Source organism: Halorubrum alkaliphilum (genome assembly GCF_017873815.1).
GTDB lineage: Archaea > Halobacteriota > Halobacteria > Halobacteriales > Haloferacaceae > Halorubrum > Halorubrum alkaliphilum.
In genome coordinates, this window is record NZ_JAGGKQ010000014.1 from 51,339 (window position 1) to 77,435 (window position 26,097).

Consider the following 26,097-nt stretch of genomic DNA (forward strand, 5'->3'; position numbering starts at 1 on the left):
GGCCGCGAACGCCCGGCGAGCGAAGGGCTTTGTCGGATGACGCCGAAGGGGACCACATGAGCAGAGCCGTCCCCGTCGCCACAGCGTTCCTCGTCGGCGTCTGTGTGTTCGCGTGGCTCGCGGGACCAGTGTTGGAGGCTCGGTTCGGTGCCGAGGCGCTGTTGGCCGCCTATGGAGCCGTAGCCGCCGGTACCGCGGCCACGACCTACGTACTGGTCCGGCGGGTCGACACGCGAGTCTCCGGAGGTCAGACCGACGGGACCGCGTCCGAGCCGGACTCCTCGACCTCGTCGACCGGCAACGACGCGGAAGCTGCGACCCCGAGCGACGACGAGACGCTGACCGTTCGGCTCGACGATCTCGACGACCTCGATGTGGAGCGGGAGGTCAGGCAGTTGAAGGCCGAACGATCCGTCGGAGGCGACGAGGAGTGACTGCGGAGGCGAGAGGAGTGACTGCGGAGGCGACGGACGCCGGTCGCGGGGATCGCCGCCGGTCCCAGAGTCGAGTACCCCTATCGAAAGCACTAATCTACCGCCTCCCCTAACGTGTTCGAAATGAGTCACCAGCTGCCGGACGTACAGGCGACCGCTCCTGACGTCACCGTCGGCCTCTCGCAGGTCGGCGTCACCGGCGTGGAGAAACTCGTCAAACTCGCCCGTGGCGACGACCGACCGATCGTGTTGATGGCCGAGTTCGAGGTGTTCGTCGACCTCCCGAGCGGACGGAAGGGAATCGACATGTCTCGCAACCTCGCGACGATAGACGAGATATTAGAGGAGATCACTCGTGAGGAAGCGTACCGCGTCGAAGACGTCTGTGGAGACGCCGCCGAGCGTCTTCTGGAGAAACACGACTACACCACCACCGCCGAGGTGTCGATGTCGGCGGAGCTAGTCACCCGCGAGGAGACGCCGGCCTCCGGACTCGAAACACAGAGCACGGCGACCATCGTCGCCAGCGCGACCGCAACCGACGAGGGGACTCGCGCGGAGATTGGCGCAGAAGTCACTGGCATGACGGTGTGTCCCTGCTCACAGGGAATGTCGGAGTCTCGCGCCCGTGACAAGCTTCACGAACTCGGAATCGACGAAGAGACGACAGAGGAGTTCCTCGATGCGGTTCCGCAGCCGGGTCACTCCCAGCGCGGCCACGCGACCCTGACGATCACGACCGACGACAGTCCGGCGGTCGACCTTCGTGACGTAATCGATGTCGCCCGCGACTCGATGAGCGCGCGCATTTATAACATGGCAAAGCGCCCCGACGAGGACCACATGACCTACGAGGCCCACGCCGACGCGAAGTTCGTCGAGGACTGTGTCCGCGCACTTGCCGAGGGGACCGTCGAGGAGTTCGACCACCTCCCGGACGACGCCGTGATCCACATGAAACAGTCGAACGACGAGTCGATCCACCAGCACAACGCCCACGCCGAACGCGAGGTTCGGATGGGTGACCTGCGGGACGAACTGCGTCGGTAAGCGTGTAAACGCGGTTGGTGAGCGTCTTATAGTCCGGATCCCTCGTACGACGAACTCGTCGATGTCACACTACCGTACGACACTCACCCCGAATATATTTCCGATGACGTGATTATCTGAAACTATGGCAATAACGACCAGCCTTGGTACACTCCCACTGGCGGGGATAGTGGCCCTGGCGCTGACGTTCGTGGCTGTGGCTCTTCAGTCACGGAATCGCCTCCCGGTTTCGATTCCGGAGGGCGTGTACGTCAGCGTCTCGATAGGCGCGGCGCTTCTCGTTGCGCAGTTCCTCATCGAGTCGACGTGGGGGACCGTCGGAGTCCTCGCCGTCGGCGGCCTTTGTTGGGCCATCGGCCACGAAACTGGCCAGATAGCTCGGAATCAGTAACACGAGACAGGCCATATGCCCTTTTTGTATATTTCGGGGAGATACCGCAACGATGCGAGCGGTGTCGGAACGAGGAGATAGCGGTCGATCCGGCCGTCACTGCCCGAACGTCAGCGGCTCTGCTTCCGCCCAGCGCGGCTCGAACTGCTCTTTCACGCTCGTCGCGAACTCCACGTCTTTCACATCGATCATCGCGAACGGCTCGTCCGCCGACAGCGGGTGTGGCACCTCGATACACACCTCTATCTCGTCGAACACGTTGAACGTCCCGTCGACGCCGGGTGATGTCCGGACCTCGAACCCGTCCACCTCGGCCAGTTCCGACGTGTACCGGCGGCCGACGCTTCGTGGAAGCGCGTCGACGGTTTCGGGCGAGAGCAACACGCGGACCTCGACGCCGCGGTCGAGCGCCGCCTCCAACTCTTCGGTCACCTGTTCGCCGATCGTTCCGAGGTCGAACCCGGTCGCGGGCGCGCCGGCGACGACGACCATTCGGCGTTCGGCGGCCGCGATCCGTTCCAAGAGGAGGTCGGTCGCGTCCTCGCCGCCGACGGCCGCCGTCCAGAACTGTCCGTCGACCGGTTCCCCGGCGTCGAGCTCGGTCGACAGCTCGTCGACGACCTCCCCGTACTGCTCCGCCCGTTCCTCGAGCTCCCGCTGTTTCTCCTCTAAGAGGCGGTCGAGCGCGGCGTCGGGCTCGACCGCGGCGTACTTCTTCGGCCGGCTGGCGGCCTGACTCCGAACGAGGTCGTGTTGCTCCAGACTGTTGAGCACGTCGTAGATCCGCCCCATCGGGACCTCGCTGGCCCGCGAGAGGTCCTTCGCCGTCGTCGGACCGGTCCGCAACAGCGCGCGATACGCTCGGGCCTCGTACTCGGAGAGCCCGAGGTCACGAAGGGATGCCATACCGGACGATCCATCGGACACGATATAAACGCGTCGGACGTTTACGCGAGTTCGTCCCGACGATACGGACAAAGAAGAGACCCGAAACCGGAGCGATATGGTCGGAAACGTCCGTCGGACGAGGCGAGTCGGGATCAGTCGATCGTCTCGGCGACGCGCGTCATCAACTCGTCCGGCGTTGTCGCAGGTTCGGAGGCGACCCCGTCGACGAGGACGACCGCCGAACCCTCTGGGACGACTCGGGGAGCCGGCGCGTCCGCCCGGTGTGCGTTCGGGGCGACCACTTTCTCGTGGTCGGCGACCCGCCACGCCGCGCGGTGGAGGTCGCTGCCGGGCTCCGTCCCGACCACGATAACGGTCGTCCCGCGGAGCAACCGCCCGACGAGGCTCCCGTACTCCGCGACCTGAACCCCGAGTCGCTCGGTCGCACCCGCGAACGATTCCGCGGTCTCGCGGGCGACCTCGCGATACCGCTCATCCCCGGTGAGCGCCGCCAGGTCGACGAGCGCGGACGAAAGCGCCACGTTGCCGTCGAGCGGCCGGAACGACCGGTCGAGCAGCGCCGGTCCCGAACGGGGACCGTCCACGAACGAGCCGTCGACGTGGAGGGTCTCGATCGCCCGGTCCGCGACCGCACGGGCGACGGTCGCCCCTTCGCCGAGCACGCCCGCCCCCCGGACGTACGCGGCGACGACGCGTGAGACGTCTTCGAGCAGGTCCGCCTCCCCGACCTCGTTGTTCGCGCGGTAGTGGACCACCTCGCCGGTGTCCGCGTCGATCAGGTCGCGTTCGAGTCCGTCGAGGATCCGGTCGCCGTACTCGCGGGCGCGCTCGTCGTCGGTGTAGGCGGCGACGGCGAGCAACGCGTCGGCCGCGAGCGCGTTCGCGCCCGCGAAGACCGTGAGATCACGACGCGGCGAGTCGAGCTCGGCGCGGTCCTCGGCCGGCGCGGCGTAGTAGGCGCGGCCGAGTCCCGGACCCAGACTCCCGCCGACGCCGTAGCCGGTCCAGAGGTCGTCGGTCAGGAACTCCACCGCGTCGACGGCGGGCGTCCGATACGCCTCGTCGCCCGTGTAGAGGTAGGCGTTCGCGAACGCCCGGGCCACCGCGGCGTTGGTGTCAGCGGGTTTTTCGTAGGCAACGTCCCCCCAGTCGCGCGAGCCGGCGAACCGGAAGAAGCCGCCCGCGACGTCGTCCGCGAGGTGATCGTGGACCGCGTCGAGGGTGCGCAACGCGCGGTCGCGGTCGCGTTTCAGCGCGAACTCGACGGTTCGCGGGAGCGGGAACTTCGCGTCCGATCCCCAGCCGGCGTGTTCGGCGTCGTACTTCCGCTCCACCTGCCCGGCGAGGTGGCTCTCGATCACCTCCGAGAGCTCGCCGGCCGGCGGTCGGTCGCCGTTCAGCGCGCGAGGGACCCGGCCCCCGGACCGCCCGTCCTCGACCCACATCGTCCGGACGGACTCGAGCACCTGACGCATCCCGTCGACGCCGAGGTAGCCAGCCCCCGTGAGAAGCGTTCCCCCCGGTGTGAGGAAGGCGGTGGTCGGGAAGCCGCCCATGTTGTATCGCTCGCGGACGCGAGGATGTCGGTCGACGTCGACGCGGACCGGGACGAACCACTCGTTCACGTTGGCGGCCACCCGCGGCTCCGCGTAGGTGGTCGCGTCCATCTCGTGACAGCCCTCACACCAGGTGGCGGACAGCGAGAGCAACACCGGGCAGTCCCGGTCGTCGGCCTCGGCGAACGACTCCCGGCCCCAGTCGCGCCACTCGACGCGAGTCCCGTCGGTCATACCGGTCGTCGGCCCGGCGGGCGGGTAAGCGCTTCGAGACGGGGAGCGGAGCCGGGAGCGAACCGAAGCCGTTTCGGTCCGGATCGTTCATCGAACGGCATGGACGCTCCGGAATCCGGGAACGCGATCCCCCACGTACGTGTCGTCGCCTGCGGCGGAACCATCGCCTCCGAGCCCGACGCTGACGGGGCCGCGCCCGCGAAGACCGGCGACGATCTCGTCGCGGCCGTGCCGAGCGTCGAGGACCACGCGAGCGTCTCCGCGCGGGAGGTCTGTGCCCGGCCGGGGCTCGACGTGCGCTGGCGCGACCTGTTCGCGACCGCGGCCGCAGTTCGGGACGCGGCTGACGGAGTCGACGGGACGGCCGCAGATGGCGTCGACGAGACGGGCGCCGACGGTATCGTGGTCACTCACGGAACGGACACGCTCGCGGACACCGCCTACGCGCTCGACGTCCTCACCGACCTCCCGGTTCCGGTGATCGTGACGGGCGCACAGCGCCGACTGGACGAGCCGTCGAGTGACGCCCCTGCCAACCTGACGCTCGCGGTCCGCGCGGCCGCGGACCCACGGTTCGCTGACGGCGTCCACGTCGCGTTCGACGACGAGCTCCATGCCGCCCGCGACGTGATCAAGGGCCACAGCAACGCGCTCTCGACGATGACCTCGCCGGGAAGCGCCCCGGTCGCAACGTTCACCCGCGGGGGCTCGCGGATCCTGCGGGAGCCGCGTCGCGGGGTTGCCGCCGACCCACTTGCCGGATCCAAGGGACCGCTCGCGGGCGTCGACCCCGGAACGGCCGCGAAGCGCGTCCCCGAGGTGCCGGTAATCCATTCTGGAACCGGCGCGGGCGCGGGGTCCATCGAACGCGCTCTGGACGCGGGCGTGGGCGGACTCGTGGTCGAGGGGACCGGGCTCGGCAACGTCACGGCCGCGCTCGGCGACACGATCCGGGAGGCGGTCGGCTCGGTTCCGGTCGTCGTCGCCGGTCGGCCCCCCGCCGGACCGACGGAACCGGTGTACGGAACGCCGGGCGGCGCGGTGACGCTCGAACGCCACGGCGTGACTTTCGCCGGGGACCTCCCGGCTGCGAAGGCGCGGGTCGCGCTCGCCCTCGGACTGGCGGCCGACCTCGACGAGGCGGGAATACGCCGCCTGTTCGAGCGACCGTGAGCAGGGCTTACCCCGGTCGAGGTGGGTCGGAACGACTGATGGGGGTCGGGACCACGCTCACGACGGCGTTCCCGAGCGACGATAGGACAGAAATCCGTTTGAGTTTACACGAAGCCCTTACGTATTCAGGTCGTAGCGACGGGTATGAAACGACTCGGCCGACGCAAGACGCTGTACGGGATCGGAGCCGCCGCGACGACCGCCCTGCTCTCCGGTTGCGTCGGCGACGGCGACACCGGACTCGGAGACGACGACGGGACCGGTGACGGCGATGCCGGCGGTGAGGGGATCGAAACAGCGGTCCACCAGGTCGGGCGCGCGCTCTCCGGCCCCGCGTGGCGACGGAGCGACCGGGTCGGCGTGTGCCTGCTGGTTACCGATCCGAGCGACGCGGGCTGGCTGTTCGCCGAGGCCGACGCCGAGACGGAGTCGTTCCTGGAGGAGACGGAGTTCGAGGAGTCCGTCGTCGCGTACGTCGAGTCGGTCGGGCCGACCACCTGCGACTCGCTGATCGAGTTCGCGGACCTCGCGGTCGAGGACGGAACGCTCGTCGGAGACGCGACGGTCGCGAGCACTGCCGACGGCGAGGACGTCGCCTGCGGGGAGGCGGTCACCTACTCCGGCGCGATGGTCCGGGTCACGGCCGCGTCGCCCCCGGATCGGCTCCGACTCGCCGTCACCGATGGCTGGGACGAAACGGCCGAACTCACCGGCGAGGGGGGGATCCGTGACCCCGAGTCGCTCGACGGCTTCGTGCGACCCGACGGGGATCCGGCGAGCGTGCCCGCCGCGCTCGACTGTCCCGACGACGAGTTCGAGCGGCATTACTCGTCCGCCGGCGACGACGTGAACTGGGGCTCCGCCGGAAGCGTCGACGACGAGGACGGACTCGAAATGCGGCTCGTGAACCCCGCGTACGACGGCGACGACCCGGTGGAAGCGCTCCGGCTCGAACGCGGCGACGAGTTCCGCGTCGAGATGACCAACGTCTCGTCCCGCGACATCGGCGTCGGCAACCACGGGAAGTACAACCTCGAAGCGTACACGGAGGAGGGATGGACCGAGGTCCGCGGGGGCGAAGACGCCTCGCGGTTCGCGTACACGGACGAACTCGTCTCGACGCGACCCGCCGAGACCGTCGAGTGGTCGTTCACGATGACCGAGGAGGGACTGGTCGAGGGCGGCCCCCACGAGGACCACCTGCGAGTCTGTCCCGACCTCGAACCCGGCCGCTACCGCTTCGTCTTCTGGGGAGCCGACGACCTCGCGGTCGCCTTCGACTACGTCGGGTGACCGGCGCGGGCGGCCGGAGTCGGAGTCATTTATAAGGAGGTGGCTGCGGGTCAACGGTCGAGACCGCCACAGCCCCAGTCGCCGGAGCCGCTCGGTGACCTCGCGCCTGCCCCTGGCGCTCTTAAAAAGGCGCTCGGAGGCGCGCAGGGTGAGAGCGAAGCGCTCGCTAACAACCGGCGGCTCCACCGCCGGTGACGGCGACCGCACGACTCCGTTCGGTTATAAGCGACCGTCGCGACCGCTCACGCTCTTTTAAATACGATCTCGGTGCCGTCGATCCGATCCACTCGCTCCCGCTCTCGCTCGTGCTGCGTCCGTCCGGATCGGCTCCCCGTCGTGGTTCGGTGCCTCTCCGGGGCCTCGGTCGAGCCGGCCCGTCGGCCGACATACATCGGTCCCGTCCCTCGCACCCTTCAAAAGGGGCCGGCAAGGCCGAGCGGTCCCAGATCCACCGCGTCGGCGACGAGGTCCGCCGCCCGGTCGTACGGCGTGTCGTCGGACGCGTCCATCGGGGAGGAGTCGTCCGAGTCACGGTCGGGACCGCTCGACGGTCGCGACGCGTCGCTCGCGGCGAACGCCGCCTCCACGAACGCGTCGCGGACGCCCTGGTTCTCGAAGAGCCCGTGGAGGTACGTGCCGAGGACGCGACCCGTCGCTGCGCTCTCGGGCCCGAGCGGCTGCTCGACCGGCTCCGACGGGGACGTACGCCCCATGTGGATCTCGTAGCCGGTCGCGGTGCCGGCCGCCCCGACGATCGGGCCGGAACCGTCGACGGACCGAGTCACCCGCTCGACGCGCTTGTCGGTCGTGAACCGCGTCTCGACGGGAAGCGCTCCCATGCCCTCGACCGTCGAGACGGATCCCGTCCCCTCGATCTCGGCCCCGGTGATCCGCTCGCCGAGGATCTGATAGCCGCCACAGAGCCCGACGACCGGGCCGTCGAACGCGCGGATCGCCTCGTCGAAGCCGGCCTCGCGGATCGCGAGCAGGTCGTCGACGGTGTTCTTCGATCCCGGGATCACGACCGCGTCGGCGTCCGCGAGGCTCCCGTCGAGCGGAACGTACGCGACGCGAACGCCGGGTTCACGGACGAGCGGGTCGAGGTCGGTGAAGTTCGATATCCGGGGAAGTCGCGGGACCGCGATCCGGACCGATTCGGCGTCGGGGACGTCGTCGTCGCGTCCGAGCACGCCCGACTCGGGACCCGCAGACGAGTCCCCCTCGGCCGCGTCCGGCAGCGAGAGACTGTCCTCGGCCGGTAACCCCGGGTCGTCGTAGGGGACGACGCCGAGGATCGGCACGCCGGTCCGTGTCTCGATCTCCTCGATACCCGGCTCCAGCAGCGAGGGGTCGCCGCGGAACTTCGTGATCACCGCGCCGACGACCCGGTCGCGAACGTCCTCCGGGAGCAGTTCGAGCGTACCGTAGAGGCTCGCGAACGCCCCGCCGCGCTCGATGTCGACCGCGATGGCGATCCGAGCGTTCGCGAAGCGGGCGCACTCGACGTTCGCGAGGTCGCGGTCGTGGAGGTTGATCTCGGCGATGCTGCCCGCCCCCTCCGCGACGACCACGTCGTGGTCGGCCGTCAGGCGTTGATGGGCGTCGCGGGCCGCGCTCCGGGCGCGCTCCCAGTGGTGCTCGTAGTAGTCGCCGGCGGCGAAACGACCGATCGCCTTGCCGTCGATCACCAGTTGACTCTCCCCGTCGCCGTGTGGCTTGAGTAGAACGGGATTCATGTCCGTCGTCGCCGGGGTCCCGGCAGCGCGGGCCTGTACGTGTTGGGAGACGCCGATCTCGCCCCAGTTGCCGGCGGGCGTGAGCGCCACGCGGGCGTTGTTGCTCATGTTCTGTGCCTTGAACGGCGCGACGTCGACGCCGCGACGCGCGAGGAGCCGGCAGAGCCCGGCGGCCAGCGTGCTCTTGCCGACGTGGCTCGCGGTCCCCGCGATCAGGATCGTCTCGGTCATTTCGGGGCCGTCCGTCGGCGAACCGCGGTCATCGCTCAGTACTCCGTCCCCCGCCGAGCCCGGTGGCCCGCGTCGAACGGGTGTGTCACTTTCCGGACGTTCGTTATCAGGTCGGCCACGCCCTCCAGATACGCCGGCTCGGCGTGGCTCCCGGTGAGGACGAGTTCGAGGTCATCGGGCTTCGACTCCGCGAGATCGACGACCGACGCCGGCTCGACGAGACCCCGATCGGCGGCGTACAACAGCTCGTCGAGGATCAGCATATGGACCCCCTCGTCGGGGTCGCCGTCGAGCGGGAGCGGCTCGGTCAGGTCGGCGCGTTTCGCGCCCTCGACGAGCGTCTCGGCGCGCTCGAACGCTGCCGCCGCCTTTGCGGCGTGTTCGTCGTCCTCCGAGCCGTCGAGGAGCCCGTGCCAGCCGTAGTGGCCGGCGTTCTCGTAGCTGAACCCGGGCATGGCGGCGATCGCGTTGTACTCGCCGCGCACCGCGTCCACGCTGTCGGCGCCGCCCTTCATCAGCTGGAGCATGTGGACGCGGTAGCCGTGGCCGGCCGCGCGGAACCCCATTCCCATCGCCGCCGTCGTCTTCCCCTTGCCGTCGCCCCACCACGCCTGTACGAGGCCGAACTCGTCCGGTGCGGCGGGGTCGATCGGGGCCGCGTCCGGGGCGGTGCCACCGCCGGGGGTGCGCGCTCGTGTGTCGTTCTCGTTCGATTCCCCATCGTTCGTTCCGTCGGTGTCAGTATCGTTCGTCATTGTGGATCGAAACCCTCCGCGCGCTCGTCGGCGACCGCGCCGTGCTCGGCCTCGGCGGCCGGTCCGGGAAACTCGTCGGCCGGGTACCGCGACCGCAGACTCGCTCGGACCGCGTCCCGGACGCAGATCCGGGTCGACGCGCCGACCGGCGTGGCGCTCCCGGAGAAGGCCGCCGGCTCGCCGTCGGGGTCGTCGCCGACGACGATCGCGTCGCTCGTCGTGCCGGGGACGCCCGCCGTCGCCAGCAGCGTCGTCGCCTTCGCCTCTGCCGCGACCGCGACGAGGTTGGCTGCCGCGCCGTCGGCGAGCCGACGCGTCGTGCCGACGACCAGGTTGACCGTCCCGTGTGGGTCGCGGGCGTCTCCTTCGGTATCCGTGATGTCCGCGGCGTCCGCGACGCCGGTCGCATCAGTCACGTCCGCGGCGTCCGCCGGGTCGTCGTCCGTGTGCGTCGACTCCATCGGCAACATCGCCGGGTTCGAGAGCCCGGCGGTGGCGTAGACGACGACCGGTCCGTGGCGGGCACCGCGGGCGTGCGCCATGGAGACGCCGGTGAAGAGCGTCGGGGGAGCATCCGCTCCGTCGGGATCGACCGTCGGAAATCCCGCACGAGCGAGCCGTTCCTCGCGGTACGCCCCGAGATCCGTGCGTTCGAACCCCTCCGGGACGGAGACGTTGTACGCGACGGCTCCCCGCGTTCGACCGCCGTTCCAGCCCGTCGAGAGCCAGCGGGTTCCGGGTCGCCCCAGCCGGAGGACCTCGTCGCGGACGGTCGCCTCGAAGGCGACCGCCGGCGTCTCACTCATCTCTCACCCCCGACTCCCCGACGCCCATCGCCGCGAGCAGCCGGTCGTTCTCCGCCGGCAGTCGTACTGCGACGCGAACGTGTCGGTCGAGTCCGCGGAACGTGGTCGCGTCCCGGATCGCGACGCCACGGTCGCGGGCGGCGGCGACGACATCGGCCGCGGTTCGACGGTCCTCGTTTGCCGTCGCGGCCCGGCCGTCCTCGCTGCCCGCCGCAGTCGCCGGCTCACCGCCAACGTCGACGAGCAGGAACGGGGCGTCGGACGGGTGGACGGCGTAGCGTTCGTCGAGTGCGTCCCGCATCCGTTCACGTTCGGTTCGGACCCGTTCGCGGGTGTCCGCGACGAACCCCGACCGGTCCATACAGTACGTTCCCGTCGCGAGCGCCGGGGCGCTCACGTTCCAGGGTCGCCGGACGCTCTCCAGCGCCGCCCCGAGCCGCCCGGTTGCGACCGCGAAGCCGGCGCGGAGTCCGGGCGTTCCGAACAGCTTCGTGAGCGATCGGGCGACGACGACGCCCTCGGTGCCCGCGAGCGAACGCCGGTCGGTGAACCCGAGGAACGCCTCGTCGACGAGCAGCGGGGTGTCGGCCGCCCGACATCGCTCCGCGAACCGCAGCAGCGTCCCCCGGTCGTAGGCGGTCCCCGTCGGGTTGTTCGGGTGACAGACGATCGCCACCGCGTGGTCGGCCGGATCCGATTCGAGCACGCGGTCGGCGGGCACGAAGTCGGGTGTTCCACCCCGAAGACGTACCTCCCGAGCGTACTCGCCGAAGCTCGGGAACGGCACGAGCGCGGCGTCGCCGGGGTCGATCGCGAGGTCGATCGCCGACCGGATCGCCGCGAGTCCGCCCGGGGTCGGGACCACGCTCTCGGGCTCGCAGTCGACGTAGTCGGCGGCCGCCTCACGGAACCGCTCCGGCGGGTCCGCCGGATACGTCCGCGACGCCGCAAACGCCTCGCGATACGCCGCTTCGAGCCCGTCCGGCACGACCGGGTTCGTGTTGGCCGAGAAGTCGAGCAGATCGGCGTCGTCGCTACTGCCGTGGGGCGCGCGGTCGAGGGCTATCGCGTCGTCGACGTTCATTCGGACGGACCCCCTCCGGTTCCGTCGCCGGTCGCGGAGAGCAGCGCCTCGGCGATCCGCACGTCCGACGCGTAGTTGACGTTAACGGCGATCCGGCGGTCGTCCGTGAGGTGAACGGCCTCGTCGTCGGTCGCCCCGGAGACGACGTTGATCCCGGCCGGAACCACCGCTCTGCCGTCGATCTCCTGAGTCGAATCGGCGCTGACGCCGAGTTCGCGTTTTCGCTCGGCTGGAACGCGGACCGTGAGCGAGTCGGGCGCGGCGGCCCGCGCCGCGTCGAGGACGGTATCGACCGCCGCCCCGTCGAGCAGCGGGAGGTCGGCGGCGACGGTCAGGACTCGCGACCCGTCGAGCCCGAGCGCCTCAAGGGCGTACCGGAGGTCGGCGACGTAGCCCTCGCCGGGCGCGTCGACGATAGAGCCGTCCAAACCGGCGTCCGAACCCGCGTCCGACCACCTCCCGTCGGCGAGCTCGGCGAGGTGAGCCCTCGTCGCTGTCGCGTGCGGCGAGACTACCGGATGGATCGTTCCGACCCGGCTCCCGACGAGCGCGTTGAGGACGCGGTTGACCATCGGACGGCCGTCGACCGTGGTCAGCGGCTTCTCCGTGTCGCCCCCGAGACGAGTGCCGCGACCGCCACACATCACGAGAGCGTCCATACGATCACCCCCGCCTGTAGCGCGGCGACCCGCGCGGTCTCAGTTGTCGCGCCCAACACGTCGCCGGAGACGCCGCCCAGCCGCCGGGCCGCCCACCGCTGGAGCGCGGCCGCCGTCGCGAGGGCGGCGAGCAGGGCGACGACGGCCGGTTCCGGACGCGGCCATCCGAGGACGACCGCGGGGAGCGCCACCGCGACGACCGGCAGCGCGTCCCGCGGCGTCGACGCCGCGGTGAGCGTCGAGCCGAGCCCCGCGTGGGCGGCGTCCCCGGCGCAGACGACGACTCCCGTGGCCGCGCGAGCCCCGACCTCGGCGGCGATGACGAGCACGACCGCGGCGAGGAGGCCCCCGTCCCCGGTCGCGGTCGCGACTCCCGCGACGCCGAGCGCCCCCGTCAGCAGTCCGGCGACGACGCACACGAGCGCGAGGGTGCCGCCGACGCCGAGCGATGAGTCCCGCATGACCTCCCGGCGGTCGTCCGCGTCGCCGTGGACGACCGCGGCGTCGCCGAGGTCCGCGACGCCGTCGAGATGGGTGATCCCCGTCAGAGCATACACCACGAGCACGACCCCCAACGCGACGGTCGCGTCGGGCACCGGACCCACCGCCGCGACCACAAGCGGGACCGCGGCGAGCGCGCCGACGAGGTAGCCGACGACGGGGAACGTCCACGGCGCGCGGGCGAACGCCTCCCACGCCGCTTCGTCCCGTCCGACGGGGATCCGAGTGAAGAAGCCGAGCGCCCCGCGGAGTGCGGCGATCACTGTTCGAACACCCCCGGCGTCGAGCGCGCGAGGAGGAGCGACGCGGCCGATCCGACCGTCCAGCCGGCTACCACGGACGCCGCTACCAGTTCCGCGACCGCGGCTACCAGTGCCACGGCCGCCACCGCGGCCACCAGTGTCACGGCCGCCACCGCGACCGCGACGCCGCCGGCGAGGCGGACGAGTCGAACGGCACGCTCGCCCCCCGCTTCCGTTGGGGGTTCCGCGGCCGGGTTGAGCACGTATCGGCCGGGCTTCTCCAGTCGAACGCCGAGCGCGACCGCGGCGGTCGCCATCGGCCATCCGGAGTTCGGAGAGCTCGGTTCCCGTACCCATCGGCTCGCCAGCCGGAGCGTTCCTACGGAACCGGTGGGACCCGCGGCGAGCGCGAGACACGCGGCCGTCAGCCGGGCCGGGACGTACATGACCGCGTCGTCCAGGCGGGCGCTGGCCCCCCCGACCGGCTTCGACCGATAGCCCAGCATCGAGTCGAGCGTGTTGACGGCCTTCACCCAGACCGCGCCGGCGACGCCGACCGAGAGCGGGAGCGCGACTCCGACCGCTGCCCCGCTCCCGCCCATCGCGACGCTTTCCCCCGCGCCGAACACGAGCGCGGTTCCGATCGCGGCCCCGGCGACGAACCCGACGAGGGGCGCGACGAACCCGTCCGCGAGGTTCTCGGCCGCGCTCTCGACGGCGGCGCTCCGGAGGGCCGACGGCGGGAGATCAGCCGTCTCCCGGCCGACGAGCGCACGGATCGACTCCCGGGCCGTCTCGGGGTCCGACTCCGTGGAGGCGACGACCTCGGCCGTGACGGCGAGCAGCATCCGGAGACTCACGGTCACGGAGAGGATCACGCCGGCGACGACGCTCGCGGGAAGCCATCCGGCACCGCCGGTCCCGAGGAGCCGGTCGGCACCGCCGCCCACGACTGCCGCCGCGACGGTCGCGGTCGTCGCCACCGCGACGCCGGCAGCAACCGCGGCGGCGAGCGGGAGACCGATCGCGACGGCGGCCCCAACGACCCGTGGACGCGACCACTCGCGGTCGACGCGGCCGACGACCGAGCCGAACCACGCGACCGGATGGAACCGCGTCGGCGGCTCGCCGACGGCCGTGTCGACCGCGACGGCGACGCCGAGGGCCACGAGGAGCGGGACTGCGGGCGTCACTACGGAGAGCGGGACTGCGGGCGTCACTGCGGAGAGCGGGGGCGTCACTGCGGAGAGCGGGGGCGTCACTGCGGAGAGCGGGGGCGTCACTGCGGAGAGCGGGACTGCGGGCGACGAGGCGGTCGTGCTCCCGATCACGATCGGAGCTCGTCCCGGAAGGCGTCGAACGCTCCGCTTTCCGGGTGGACGTGGCAGTACGTCCCCAGCGTTCGGTGTTCGATCAGTCCGTCGTGGTCGCCGTCGATCCCCGTGCCGCGCTCCACGTCGAAGACGAACCGGGCGTCGTCGTCGACGTCCGCGGCCGAGTAGTGGAACTCGTGGCCGCGCAGCGTCGCCCCCGCCGTCGCGGTCGGCCCGTCCCGTTTCGCCCGCAACTCGACGTGGTCGAGCGCCCGGTACCGGTCGTGCATCCGCACGTCGGCCGGGAGCACCCCCGCCATGTCGTGCGTGTCGCCCTCGGCGGTCGTCAACGTCGACGCGAGCGCCATGAAGCCGCCACACTCGCCGAGGATCGGGACGCCGTCCGCGGCCGCCGCGGCGAGGTCGTCGAGCCCGGGACTCGCGGCGAGCGCCTCCGCGTGGAGTTCGGGATAGCCGCCCGGGAGGTACACCCCATCGCAGTCGGGGAGGGGGTCGCCGGCGGTCGGCGCGAAGGTGACGACGGTCGCCCGCTCGCGCAGTCGTTCGATCGTCGCCGGATATATGAACCGGAACGCCTCGTCGCGGGCCACCGCGACGCGGGGCCGGTCCGCCCCGTTTCGGGTCGCGTTCGAACCTCCCTCGGAGCGCCGGTCCGACCGGCCCGTCCGGTCCGGCGGCGCTGGCTCTCGCGCGACCGCCGCGAGCCGGTCCGCGTCGAGTGCGGCGGCGGCCGCGTCGAGCGCCGCGTCCGCTATCGGCACCTCCTCCCCGGAACGGAGACCGAGGTGTCGCTCGGGGATCTCCAGCCGCTCGTCGGGGGCGATCCGGCCGAAGTACGTCAGTTCGTCCGGGAGCGCCTCGCGGATCCCCGCCTCGTGGCGGCCGCCGTGTGCCCGCTGGGCGATGACGCCCGCGACCTCGATATCGCGATCGGCATGTGTCGTGAACCGCTCGAAGCCGAGCGCGGTCGCCGCGACGCTCTCCATGCCGGCGCTCGCGTCGACGACGAGCACGACCGGCAGATCGAGGGCCTCGGCGACCATCGCCGTGCTCGACCCGTCGCCGTCGTACAGGCCCATGACCCCCTCGACGACGCAGACGTCCCCCTCGCCGCGCGCGTAGTTCCGACGGAGCCCGTCCGTACCCTGTAACCAGAGATCGAGCGTTCGGGACGGGCGTCCGGCGACGGCGGCGTGGTGGCTCGGATCGATGAAGTCGGGGCCGGACTTCGCCGGCTGGACCGCGTGGCCAGCGTCCGAGAGCGCGCGGATCGTCGCGAGCGTCGCGATCGTCTTGCCCACCCCGGAGTTCGTCCCGCCGACCACGAGCCCCTTCATCGTCGGGTATCCCCGTCGGATCCGGTCGTCCTCGCCGACTCCCGCGTCGCGAGCAACCGGTCCGTGATCGACGCCACCCGTTCGCGGAGGTCGCTCCCGGGCACGCCCGCCCGATCGGCGAGCGCCAGCGCGCCGCCCATCCCGACGCCCTCCTTCGCTTCGCCACGTGCGTACGCCCGCATCGCCGGATGATCGCTCCCGTCGAATCCCGGATCCATCGCGGTCAGTGTCAGATCGAGGTCGCCCGCGAGCCCCGCCACGTTCGCGGTCGGGTCGTCCGCGACGAAGCTCGTCGTCGCGAGCGGTAGCCGCCGGTCGACCCCGGCGTGGCGCGCCACCGCGGCGACCGCGGCCAGCTGCGTCCCGCCGGCGAGCGTCACGTCGACCCCGCCTTCGACCGTGCCGACGACGAACCCGGCAGCGACCGCCAACACCGGATCGCCCATCCGCCGGACCGCCTCCACGGGATCGCCCGCCGCGTCGCCGGGCCCGAGGCCGCTGGCGGCGAGTCCCTCCTCGACGACTCGACGTTTGCGCTCCACGGGGTTCGCCGCGAGCGACGAGGAGACGCTCGGTCGTTCGCCGAGCGCGTACAACGCGCCGAGCGCGGTCGTCGTACCGCCCGGGATCGTCTCCGCGAGGAGGAGTTCGTCCGGGGCCTCGGCGTCCTCGTCGCCGTCGGTCGCGGCGACATCCCCGCTCGCGAGCGCATCCGCCAGTCGACGCCCCCGATCGAACGCCGCGGCCGCGTCCGGGACGGGCTCCGCGTCCCGAACGTCGCCCCCGGGTTCCGCACCCGTCTCCCGGGTCGCCGTTCCGGTCGGCACCGCGAGTCCCGCGTCGACGGCGACGAGGTCGAACCCGACCAACTCCCGGACCGCCCGCGTGACGACGGCGGGGGTCGGACAGCCGCTCGGGCTGACCGGCACGGGCGAGTCGGCGATCGGCCGGCCGTCCGCGACGACGTCGAGGTCGGCACTCGGCGTGTGCCGGCGGAGCGTCGGGTCGGCTCCGGCGGCGCTTATCCCGTCGATCGCGGCCGTCTCCGTCGTCCCCGCGACGACGACGAGCGTCGGCGTGCTCACGGGAGGCCCCCGGCTCGCCGCCTCGGTCGCGTCCCTCCGCCGACCGTTCGATCGATTACTACCACTAGCGATGGATTACCGCAAGCCGACTTTAATCGATCGGGTCGAATAGAGAGCGGATCTCTCACCGCACCGCCGAGCGTACGCGATGGGGTGTGACAACGGAGTTCGACGACGAACTCCTGTCCCTCTCACACCAGCCCGCCGAGCGTGAACGCCGCGTAACAGAGCGCGACGAGCACGCCCGAGTGGAGCAGCGCGCCGTACCGCCCGCGGGCCGCGGCCCCGGCGAACCAGCCGGACGCGAGCATCGTCGCCTGCGCGACCGCGTACAGCCGGAACCGCTCCAACCCGGGGTGGAACAGGTCGGGATCGAAGGGCGCGTCGAGCGCCGCCGCGAGCGCGATCAGTCGGTCCGTCTCCATGGCATGAGCGTTGATCGCGGCGACGACGCCCGCGACCGCGACCGCGGCCACCCAGCCGACGGCGACGTACCGGCGCATCGCCGCCCGGAGCGCGCGCTTCTCGTGGTTCAGGCGGTCGACCTCGACCCGGAGCGTCTCGAACACGTCGTCGACCGTGCTCCCCGCGTTCAACGCGCCGCTGACGATCCCGATCGTTCGCTCGGCCAGCGGCGTCCCGACCCGGTCGACAAACCGGTCCAGCGCGGCCGCCCGCACGTCGCCGTGTGTGGACGGCGCGGCGGACGTGGTCGCCGCCGAGCTGCCCTCGTCGTCCGTCCGACCATCGGCGGTCGTGGTCAACGAGAGGTTGAACGCGAGGTCCGAGACGTCCGACCGCAACACGCCGAGGTCGGCCTCGTGTGCCACGGTTTCGACCGCCTCCGGGAACGGTCGGCCGGACGAGGCGTGCTCGGAGACCGCGTAGACGAACTCGGCGATCCGCCGGTCCTTCGCGTCGTCGATCCGGTCGCGCCGCGCCGCGACGAGCCCGACCGGAACCGCGAAGACGACGTAGGACAGCAGCGTGACGTTCACGAGCGTGTAGCCGGCGTACGCGAGCCAGCCGGCGACGGCGGCGGCCGGGACGAGCGCGAGGACCGAGGCGCTGGCCGGGTTCGCGGACGCGGACGCCGCTATCCCGCGGAGCGTTCCGGGGTGTCGGTACCGCCGCCGCGAGTCGATCGGGCGAAGCGCGCCGATCGCGGCGATCCCGACCGCTCCCACGGCGAGCAGGAACCCCATCGAGACGTAGACGGCGACCGCCCGGGGGGAGACCGCGCCGATCGGCGTGTCGATCAGCCGCGAGAGCGTCGGCGCGAACACGCTCGCCACCGTCACCGCGATCACAAGCAGCGCGGGCAACACGAGCACGAGCACGAACAGCTCCGCGAGCGGCTTCAGGTACCGTCGCGCCCGGGTTCGTGCGTGTTCCTGTCGATGCGCGAGCAGCCGGCTCTCCGTCCCGAGGAACGCCGCGAGCGCCTCGTCGCCCTGCGAGACGTGCTGGCGGAACTTCAGCAGGAACGGGGCGAGCAGGTCCCGCGAGGGGGTGTCGCGGGCGACGCGTCCGAGCCCCGTACCGAGGCTTCCCGTCAGCCGGGCCGCGTTGAGCGCCTTCCGAAACGAGACCGCGGTTCCGCCGTACGCGTCGTTCGCGGCCACCCTCGCGAGCATCGTCCGAGCGTCGTCGCTGCCGGAGGAGAGCGCGTCGAGATAGCGGACGGCACCCGGCAGGGTCCGCTCGATCCGGGTCCGGCGAGCCGAGACGAGCCACCGGAGGTAGAGCCCACCCCCGGCGATCGTCGCCCGCTTGGCTAGCCCCCCGGCCGCGAGCGCGACGCCGACGGCCAGCGCCGTCTCCGGAACGTCGGCGACGCCGAACGAGAGGGGAACACCCGCTCCCCCGAGTGCCGCGTCCGCCGTGATCGCCGCCTCCGGGAGGGCGGCGCGCCCGACGAGAAGCGTCGTGAGAAGAACAGCGAGTCCCGTCACCCACGAGAGCGCGTACGTTCGGGCGAGATACGTCTCAAACCCCGTCGACGGGTCACACCCGCGGTATCGCCGCCGGTCCGCGTCGTGCCGGCGGTCGTCCGCGTGCCGGGCGAACAGCGCGTGGATCCAGCGGTCGATCCCGGAGAGACGGGGATCCTGCCGATCCGACTCCCGGACGCCGCCAGCCCTCTCGTCACGAGTGGTCCCGGGGCGTTCTCCGAGGGCCGTCGACGGTCCGTCCCGACTCACGGCTCGTCTCCCCCGCGTCGCGTCCGTGCGGCGCGCTCGACCGTCGCCGCCTCATCGGCCCGAAGGTCCGCGAGGAACTCGAAGAGCTCGTCGAAGTCGTTCACGCCGTCACGGACGAGGTACTCGACGTATCGGTGTTTTGCGGCGAACTCGTCCTCCACGGCCGCGACGTCGCGGTCGGTCCGTTCGGCGAGTCGCGCGAGCGCGTGGATCCGTCTCCCGTTCCCGGCACCGCCGCCCCCGACTCCGCCCGAGTCACTTCCGGACCCGCCTCCACCTCCGCTTTCGACACCCTCGCCGGTCGGTGCGCCGTCCATCCGGAACGTCCCGTCGGGCTCGCGCCACGCGACCGTGTTGTAGTGGACGGCGGTCCCGCCCTTCTCGACGACGTCCGCCCCGCCGTGTCTCGGGTCCCCGGTCCGGCTCCGCCGTGCGGCCGGGTCGAGCGCGTCGTATTCGTCCGGCGAGAGGGGCTCGACCGCCTGTGCGACGTACCGGTCGCGCCCGACCTGCCGGGGGAACACGACCAGATCGATCTCCCGGAGCAGGTACGGCGGGAGTCCCCGCTCTATCACTCGGTTGACGAGGGTCTCGATGTCCGCGGCGTGGGTCGTCCCGACGAGACCGTGGCCGGTGTAAAGCGAATAAGTATTAGTAAGAGGGGACGCAACCCTCTTACATACCATGACAGGCGACGACACACAACCGGCCATGACCTACCCGGCGACGGACCAATACGAGGATTGGAAAGCCGACGCCGCGGACATGGATATGTCTGTGTCCGAATGGATACAGGCGATGGTCGAAGCCGGTCGCAAGAAGTTTGACGCGAGTGTTGAACCGGACGAAACGGTCCGTGAACTACGCGAGCAACGCAACGACCTGAAAGCCGAACTGGAACACGCCCGCGACCGGATCGACAAGCTCGAAAACCAGTTACACCGTGGCGAGCGTGAGACGATCCGCCGGTTCGTGGAACAAAACCCCGGAGCGACCCGCGCGGAGATCGGCCAACGGCTCGCGGACACGGTGCCCGAGCGGTTGAACCCCCACCTTGACGCGCTCGAAGGTGTGGACCTCGAAAAGAAGGGTGGCGAATACTACCCGACGGGAGGTGGGACATGAGCCGCGCAGAACCGCCGTATGACCGCCTTGGTGTGTTCAAGGAACTGTCGGACGTGCCGGACGGGCGACGGCTCTACAACCTTGCTCCGGCCTATGAGGGGCGCGACACATGGGCGGACTATCGGGCGACCGTTGAGCTATCGGATCGAATGAGTGAGGAATGGGATCTATTCGCCCGGCGGTGGAAAGAGCACATGGACGATCGCGGCCGACACCATGCCCTTGCCCGCCCTGACGACGTGGAAGCGTGGTCCGCGGAGTTGGTGCGACGGTTCAGTATCGATCGGGCCTATCAGCACTGGAACGTGATTGAAGGCTTCTACGACTGGTTGCTATGGCACACGGAGCACCAACACACCTACAACCCGTTCCACATGGCCGTGGTCGACGCGGAGAATAGCGCGCGTGAGATATGGAACCGGAAACTGGAGAAAGCAAATGAGTGACAACGACGCCCGCCGACAATTGGCCGACGCGTTCGGCCGTGAGTTAGACCCGCTTGCACAGTACGCGAGCACCTTCGAGGAAACTGGGATCGACCCATTCGAGGTGTACGTTGAGGAACGACTGTCGACCAAGGACATATCGGATTCCGCGGTCGGGGAGTACCACCGGACGTTTCGGGAGTGGAAAAAGCACATGAGCACCGTGGATCGGCATCCCGCGTGCCCGAATGAGGACCACGTTAAGGGCTTCATAGACTACTTGCGTGACGACCGTGGCAACGCGCCGGGGACGGTCAAGAACCGCCTCATGTACCTGAACGCGCCGTATCAGTATTGGCAGGACGATGCCGCCTTTCCCCACCCAACGGATTACAACCCGATCGAATTAGCAAAGGATACGGTCAACCTGAACGGTGGCGGTCCGAAAGAGCCGCCACGGCTGACGCTTGACGAACTACAGGATGTAGTGTCCGACATTACCCACATCCGCGACCGGGCGATCGTGGTCTTACAGCTCAAGCTCGGCCTTCGAGCGACCGAAGTGTGTAACATCAAACTCTCCGAGTTACACATCCAGAACAGCGACGTGCTGGACCACTATGACGACATGGGGACCGCGAGCGGTCTACAAGGACGCAAGAACGCCCTGTATATCCCTCACGACCGCAAGGGCAACAAGTCGCGCCGGCCGCGCCTACTCCCGCTTGACGACGAACTCCGGGCGGTGTTGGTCCGTTACCTACTCATTCGGCCTGATAACGGTGAGCCGTGGCTATTCCTCTCGAAAAACGGTCGGGTACAAATGCGTAAGACCGCGATCAACAGGGACGTGTGGAAACCGAATTTCCACCCCGAGTATGCCGAAACCGAAGACCACCGGGCGATTACCTCACACTTCGGGCGGCACTACTTCACGACCTATTGGCGCGTGAAAGAGGATCTGAACCAAGAGTTAGTGAAGTATATGCGTGGGGACACGGTTGGCGGGACGCAACTAAGCGATCAGGGTGCGATTCGCCACTACCTGCACACCTATTACGAGGACATTGAGGAGGAGTACCGGGAACGAATCTTCAAACTGAACGTGTAATTACTTGGGTAAGTTCACTCCTCGGATTGGTTTCTGTCTTTAATCGCAACCCAAGCTTCTGCGAATTGGTCGTCAGAAATATGCCCGCCTTTCCGGAGTTGTGAAAGCGTCGCGTGATCCAATTCGGTCAGATCCCTATCTGCTAAGTCTTCAAGTGACTCTCCCAGTTCGATTTCAATCTCAACGTTGACGTTAGTGTAGCTTTCTCCCATTCGGTTTAGCGCTCGCATAATTCCGCGCTCAACATAACTCTCCATTCTCCACCCAAGGGGTTGGTTTTCGGCTTGCTGTTCCTCCGGAAACAGTTTGATGTAAGGTAGTCCGAATAGCGAAGGCAACGCCGTACCGAACTTGTGGAGTACATCCGGTTCAGAATCCTCAAGGTCAGTAACATCGTCGTCGTCAATTTCTGGTTCGGGTGCCGAAAGTGCTCGCCGAATATCATCAATCGGCAATTCGTTGAGTAGGAGGTGATAATCGAAGACGCTCATATAGACCCCATCCCGAATCCGCCCGCGGTATTCTGATTCATTACTCGGTTCCATTCGGCCGAGCAGGTATTTCCGGTGCTTATCCGTGAGTACGGAAGATCGCCGTTTCGGAGCCATAGTAGAATTTACTACCTACTCGTACTTTATCTTACCGGCTCGCCAAAGTGGTAACATGGCCGCAAGTGAATCACGCATTCCCGTTTCAACTGAAACTCGGCGTAGGTTGAAGCGGATTAAAGCTGAACGCGACGCCCGGAGTTACGATCAGGTTCTCCGGTCAATCCTCGACGCGCGCGAGAGTGGTCGGTAAACGATGAGTGACAAGAAAACACCCGCGTTGGGGCGCGGGCGCGGCGGAAGGGGTCTGACGACGGGTGGTCGTCATGTGTAGGTACGATAGCGCGGACCATAAGGATGCACCCAGCCGCACGCTCGCGGTTGATTTGGACCGTACTGATGGCTCTACGGTCGAATATTACGGCCGCGAGGATGTGTACGCCGCCAATTGTGCCACGGAGGGGCAGTCACATGAGTGAACGCCAAGCTCGCGTTAGCAACGACGGGTGTGGGATCTTCCTCACCGGCGACGAACTCCGCACGCTCGGCGTTGATCCCGAAGTCACCGACGCCGTGGAGTACGACGTTACGGAGTCCGGTTTGGTTGTGACCGATCCCAAGGGAGGTGAGGAATGAGCCGAGCAGAAAGCCCCCACCGTACGGACACGGAGCCATACGAAAACGTCCCCAGTGAGCTGAAAGAGCGCGATCAATGGCTCTTGTGGGATTTATCGGCCGAGACGCCGCGCCGGCCGCACTGGAAGGGCGACTTCCAGATTAGTTGGTCCGATCCGCAGGCATGGCACTCCTTTGAGAAAGCCGTTCAAGCCGCCCGCTCACGCGAGACGTGGGGGATCGGCTACGTGACGGCCGCCGATAACGACGATTACCCTGCAGGTGCCTTCGGGGTGATTGACATTGACGGCGGCGTTACCGACAGTGGCGACCTGAAAGAGTGGGTGCCGAGCTTGGATCGGTTCAGCAAAGCGGCGACCTACATCGAGCGGTCGCCGAGCGGCACGGGGATCCACATCCCGATTGACGGGAGTAAGGTGCCTGATTGGTGGTCGGATAGCCAAATCGGCGATCATGAAGGCGTTGACGTGTTGACTAACAAGTTCTGCACCTTCACTGGTAATTCCGTGCCGGAATCGGGGAGTGCGATCGCCGCGATCGACCCTACCCCGTGGTTGTTTGACGCCTATGAGGAACTACGCGGTGAGCCGCCGCGACTGAACGACGCCGCCGGCGCGCCCGATGAGTACGACGGGGACGAATGGCTTGATGAGTCCGACGTTGAGGAAGCTCTAAGCCATATTGATCCGGACGTTGGACATTCGGAATGGGTCCGCCTTGCCTATGCGGTTCACGACTACGATAGTGGAAGCCGCGGGCGGTCGCTCTTTGAGTCGTGGTCGCAACGCGGATCCAAGTACGACGCCGCCGCCGAGAACCAGATTGAATCGATTTGGTCCGACGCGTCCGCCGGCGCGGGTGTGAGCGTTGCGACGCTCGTACACAGCGCGAAAGAAGCCGGTTGGTCGCCGCCGTCGTCAACGCGTCCGGACCCATCGAAGCGAGACGCGCCGCGATCGGTAACGTTGCGTCCGGACGACCTGCAGGCGTACGCCGGCCTTGGTGAAGACGGGGAGATCTCCGACCTCAACGACCGGCAGAAAGCGGCGTACACTTGGGAGTTGATCAAAGCGTCCGAGGAGTGTTACGTCCGCGTGAGCCGCGAGAACGGCGCGCTATGGGCCTACGATTCGGAACGTGGCACATGGAACGCGGACGGCGAGCGGGCCTTAGCACAAGCCGCACGGAAGACGCTCGACGCGGTGAACTACGGCGGCAACGTGCTTGAGGAGTTAAAGAATCAAGCCGCGGCCGATCCCACCGTTGAGGTTTCAACGGATACGTTCGGCCTTGACCCCGGAACGCTCGCCGTCAAAAACGGGTTGCTGAATTTGGAAAAAGCGGCTCGGGACGATCCGAACGCGCTCCGGGAGTTGCGGCCGGACGATTACGCACAGACGCGGCTCCCGGTTGACTACAATCCCGATGCGGACGGGGAGTGGAAACCGTTCGTTGGTGAGGTAGTTGAGAATGAAATGATTGACGCTGTTCAGGAATACATCGGCTACTGCTTACACCGGGATGCCACGTTCGAGCGTGCGCTTCTCCTTGTCGGTGGCGGAGCCAACGGTAAGAGCACGTTCCTTGAGACGATCGGCGCGCTCCTCGGCGACGACAACACGACGAACATTAGTCCATACGACTTTGGGGACAAGCCGAGCAAAGCCGAGTTGCACGGTGGGTTAGCCAACATAGCGGCCGACCTATCCAGTGGCTCGATTACTGGCCGGAGCCTTGGTGAGTTTAAGAAGCTCACCGGCGGCGACGCCGTGACGGCAAAGCGGTTGTATAAGGATCCGTTCAAGTTCACGTACACCGGCGGGATGCTGTTTGCGGCGAATGAAGTGCCGGACGTGCCCGTGAGCGACGACGACACCGCCTTTTGGCGGCGTTGGATTATCGTTCAGTTTGATAACTACTTCCCCGAGGGTTCGGACCGGCGCGACCCCATGCTTGGCGACCGCCTGCAGGAACCCGAGAACTTGTCCGCTGTTCTCAACTGGGCGATTGAAGGATGGACGCGCCTTATGGAACGCGGCGAGTTCACGAACGTGCCGGGGTCGCCCGACGACACACGACGCAAGTGGCAAACGTGGGGTGACAGTCTCGATTACTTCTTGTCCAACGTTGCCGAGCACGATCCGGACCCGCCGAATATCACAACGGGTGAGGCGTGGGACGTGTACCGTCGTTGGTGCCGCGAGAACGGTGAGGATCCGGTCGGGCAAAACAAGTTCACGAACGCCGCACGGGATTCGGGTGCCGACCTTGGGTATGTTAGTAGCGTCCGAACCGATCGGCACGCAACGCCCCGCCGTGGGTACAAGAACTTTGGAACCGTTGAGGGCGAAACCGATCCAATCGATGTAATCTCGGCGTCGGACGGCAGTGACGACGACGACGATGACACCGAACCCCGCTCGATTGACGATTACGACGATGGAAGCGCGCCGACCGAAAAAACGGCCGACAAGAGCGGTTCAGACACACCCGACCCCAAGGGTGAAGACACGGAAGATCCGGCTCCAGCACCCGATAGTTCGGGCGTTGGCTACCCGTCGCTTCTTGCGGACGTGCAAGCGGCATACACCGACGGCGACACGCTCACACCGGACGCCGTTGCCGAACAGCTCGGCAAGTCGGAACGCTACGCCGAGTTAGGGCTGGCGTGGTTGTGCGACGAATTTGACGGCCATGTATTGACCCGCGAATCCGAGGGGGTGTACCAGTACCATGAGTAGGGACCCGTGGCGGATGCGGTGCCCGCGCGGGCACACTGGATACACACACCGGCACACTAAGAACGAGATCCGGTGCCGCACTTGTGGGGAGGAGTACGCCCGCAAGTGGGACGCGAAACGCGAGGTGTTCGTGCCCGTATGAGCGGGCTGCCGATGATCCGGGGCTTGGCAACTCACGGTGAGGCATACCGCCCGGTGGCTTCGAGAAATCCAAGTCCCTTAATGTCGATCTCAAGGTTTGGGGACGCGGCTAGCTTCACTTCGGACATCAGGCGCGGGAACAATCACACCGAAGCTACCGATCCGCGCGCGGTTTTCCGTACGGGTGATTTGCGTGATTAAGATCACCATTGACGACGAACCGGCGAGCGAACACATTAGCAAACTAAAACAAAAAATGAGCGACTATATGACCCAAGGTAACGACGTATCAGATCCCGACATAATCGAGGAATCGCCGTTCGAGCGCGTTTACGTACTCCCCCCGAACCGCGACG

The 26,097-nt window shown here is 68.3% G+C and carries 23 protein-coding genes and 1 pseudogene; 10 read left to right on the top strand and 14 right to left on the bottom strand.

Going from position 1 to position 26,097, the window contains the following annotated elements:
• Window positions 1-56: 56 nt before the first annotated feature.
• The 3 genes from J2751_RS09935 to J2751_RS09945 all read left to right on the top strand — a co-directional run bounded on the left by J2751_RS09935 (window position 57) and on the right by J2751_RS09945 (window position 1,875).
• A complete protein-coding gene (locus tag J2751_RS09935) occupies window positions 57-434 on the top strand; it encodes a hypothetical protein (RefSeq protein ID WP_209485660.1) in 378 nt (125 codons plus the stop codon).
• Window positions 435-557: 123 nt separating this feature from the next.
• Window positions 558-1,484: a GTP cyclohydrolase MptA gene (gene mptA, locus J2751_RS09940; RefSeq protein ID WP_209485662.1), complete on the top strand. Its 927-nt coding sequence runs from the start codon at window positions 558-560 to the stop codon at window positions 1,482-1,484.
• A 124-nt stretch (window positions 1,485-1,608) separates the two neighbouring features.
• A complete protein-coding gene (locus J2751_RS09945; RefSeq protein WP_245202713.1) occupies window positions 1,609-1,875 on the top strand; it encodes a hypothetical protein in 267 nt (88 codons plus the stop codon).
• 96 nt (window positions 1,876-1,971) lie between these two features.
• On the opposite strand, the gene J2751_RS09950 is transcribed toward J2751_RS09945, so the two are convergent.
• On the bottom strand, window positions 1,972-2,781 hold the full coding sequence (locus J2751_RS09950; RefSeq protein ID WP_209485664.1) for a TrmB family transcriptional regulator: 810 nt from the start codon (window positions 2,779-2,781) through the stop codon (window positions 1,972-1,974).
• Window positions 2,782-2,915: 134 nt separating this feature from the next.
• Entirely contained in the window at window positions 2,916-4,574 is a 1,659-nt protein-coding gene (locus J2751_RS09955; protein ID WP_209485666.1) for a DUF255 domain-containing protein, read from the bottom strand.
• Window positions 4,575-4,673: 99 nt separating this feature from the next.
• Between J2751_RS09955 and J2751_RS09960 the strand changes: the two genes are divergently transcribed.
• Complete coding sequence (locus J2751_RS09960) at window positions 4,674-5,747, top strand: asparaginase (RefSeq protein ID WP_209485668.1); 1,074 nt, start codon at window positions 4,674-4,676, stop codon at window positions 5,745-5,747.
• 144 nt (window positions 5,748-5,891) lie between these two features.
• Complete coding sequence (locus tag J2751_RS09965) at window positions 5,892-7,040, top strand: hypothetical protein (protein WP_209485670.1); 1,149 nt, start codon at window positions 5,892-5,894, stop codon at window positions 7,038-7,040.
• A gap of 413 nt (window positions 7,041-7,453) precedes the next feature.
• Here the strand turns inward: J2751_RS09965 and J2751_RS09970 are convergent, their stop codons facing one another.
• The 11 genes and pseudogenes from J2751_RS09970 to J2751_RS10020 form a co-directional block, all read right to left on the bottom strand.
• Window positions 7,454-9,007, bottom strand: a complete 1,554-nt coding sequence (locus J2751_RS09970; protein ID WP_209485672.1) for a cobyric acid synthase — start codon at window positions 9,005-9,007, stop codon at window positions 7,454-7,456.
• 35 nt (window positions 9,008-9,042) lie between these two features.
• On the bottom strand, window positions 9,043-9,762 hold the full coding sequence (locus J2751_RS09975; protein WP_209485674.1) for a cob(I)yrinic acid a,c-diamide adenosyltransferase: 720 nt from the start codon (window positions 9,760-9,762) through the stop codon (window positions 9,043-9,045).
• On the bottom strand, window positions 9,759-10,568 hold the full coding sequence (locus J2751_RS09980; protein WP_209485676.1) for an adenosylcobinamide amidohydrolase: 810 nt from the start codon (window positions 10,566-10,568) through the stop codon (window positions 9,759-9,761). The genes J2751_RS09975 and J2751_RS09980 overlap by 4 nt, the downstream gene beginning before the upstream one ends.
• Window positions 10,561-11,652, bottom strand: coding sequence for an aminotransferase class I/II-fold pyridoxal phosphate-dependent enzyme (locus J2751_RS09985; RefSeq protein ID WP_209485678.1), 1,092 nt, complete (start codon window positions 11,650-11,652; stop codon window positions 10,561-10,563). The genes J2751_RS09980 and J2751_RS09985 overlap by 8 nt, the downstream gene beginning before the upstream one ends.
• Window positions 11,649-12,311 carry an NTP transferase domain-containing protein gene (locus tag J2751_RS09990; RefSeq protein WP_245202714.1) on the bottom strand — a complete coding sequence of 221 codons (663 nt, stop codon included), beginning with the start codon at window positions 12,309-12,311 and terminating at the stop codon, window positions 11,649-11,651. The genes J2751_RS09985 and J2751_RS09990 overlap by 4 nt, the downstream gene beginning before the upstream one ends.
• Window positions 12,296-13,075 carry an adenosylcobinamide-GDP ribazoletransferase gene (gene cobS / locus J2751_RS09995; RefSeq protein WP_209485680.1) on the bottom strand — a complete coding sequence of 260 codons (780 nt, stop codon included), beginning with the start codon at window positions 13,073-13,075 and terminating at the stop codon, window positions 12,296-12,298. The genes J2751_RS09990 and cobS overlap by 16 nt, the downstream gene beginning before the upstream one ends.
• Entirely contained in the window at window positions 13,072-14,274 is a 1,203-nt protein-coding gene (locus J2751_RS10000; RefSeq protein WP_209485707.1) for a CobD/CbiB family cobalamin biosynthesis protein, read from the bottom strand. Before J2751_RS10000 ends, cobS begins: the two co-directional genes overlap by 4 nt.
• A 107-nt stretch (window positions 14,275-14,381) precedes the next feature.
• The gene (locus J2751_RS10005; RefSeq protein WP_209485682.1) at window positions 14,382-15,725 is read right to left on the bottom strand and encodes a cobyrinic acid a,c-diamide synthase; all 1,344 of its coding nucleotides are present in this window, start codon (window positions 15,723-15,725) and stop codon (window positions 14,382-14,384) included.
• A complete protein-coding gene (locus J2751_RS10010; protein ID WP_209485684.1) occupies window positions 15,722-16,810 on the bottom strand; it encodes a nicotinate-nucleotide--dimethylbenzimidazole phosphoribosyltransferase in 1,089 nt (362 codons plus the stop codon). Before J2751_RS10010 ends, J2751_RS10005 begins: the two co-directional genes overlap by 4 nt.
• Before the next feature lie 191 nt (window positions 16,811-17,001).
• The gene (locus J2751_RS10015; protein ID WP_209485685.1) at window positions 17,002-19,014 is read right to left on the bottom strand and encodes a type II secretion system F family protein; all 2,013 of its coding nucleotides are present in this window, start codon (window positions 19,012-19,014) and stop codon (window positions 17,002-17,004) included.
• A pseudogene (locus tag J2751_RS10020) lies at window positions 19,011-19,658 on the bottom strand (secretion system protein); the annotation flags it as partial. The gene J2751_RS10015 and the pseudogene J2751_RS10020, both read right to left, overlap by 4 nt.
• 40 nt (window positions 19,659-19,698) lie before the next feature.
• Here J2751_RS10020 and J2751_RS10025 point away from each other — a divergent pair.
• Genes J2751_RS10025 through J2751_RS10035 form a run of 3 tightly spaced genes read left to right on the top strand, consistent with a single transcriptional unit; the run spans window position 19,699 to window position 21,675 of the window.
• Window positions 19,699-20,139 (top strand): hypothetical protein, encoded by a 441-nt coding sequence (locus J2751_RS10025; protein WP_209485687.1) that lies wholly within the window; start codon window positions 19,699-19,701, stop codon window positions 20,137-20,139.
• The gene (locus J2751_RS10030) at window positions 20,136-20,585 is read left to right on the top strand and encodes a hypothetical protein (RefSeq protein ID WP_209485689.1); all 450 of its coding nucleotides are present in this window, start codon (window positions 20,136-20,138) and stop codon (window positions 20,583-20,585) included. The genes J2751_RS10025 and J2751_RS10030 overlap by 4 nt, the downstream gene beginning before the upstream one ends.
• A complete protein-coding gene (locus J2751_RS10035; protein ID WP_209485691.1) occupies window positions 20,578-21,675 on the top strand; it encodes a tyrosine-type recombinase/integrase in 1,098 nt (365 codons plus the stop codon). The genes J2751_RS10030 and J2751_RS10035 overlap by 8 nt, the downstream gene beginning before the upstream one ends.
• 14 nt (window positions 21,676-21,689) lie before the next feature.
• Here the strand turns inward: J2751_RS10035 and J2751_RS10040 are convergent, their stop codons facing one another.
• Window positions 21,690-22,166, bottom strand: a complete 477-nt coding sequence (locus J2751_RS10040; RefSeq protein WP_209485693.1) for a hypothetical protein — start codon at window positions 22,164-22,166, stop codon at window positions 21,690-21,692.
• Window positions 22,167-22,694: 528 nt separating this feature from the next.
• Between J2751_RS10040 and J2751_RS10045 the strand changes: the two genes are divergently transcribed.
• Window positions 22,695-22,859 (top strand): hypothetical protein, encoded by a 165-nt coding sequence (locus tag J2751_RS10045; RefSeq protein ID WP_209485695.1) that lies wholly within the window; start codon window positions 22,695-22,697, stop codon window positions 22,857-22,859.
• The gene (locus J2751_RS10050; protein WP_209485697.1) at window positions 22,856-25,600 is read left to right on the top strand and encodes a phage/plasmid primase, P4 family; all 2,745 of its coding nucleotides are present in this window, start codon (window positions 22,856-22,858) and stop codon (window positions 25,598-25,600) included. Before J2751_RS10045 ends, J2751_RS10050 begins: the two co-directional genes overlap by 4 nt.
• Window positions 25,601-26,097: the final 497 nt, after the last annotated feature.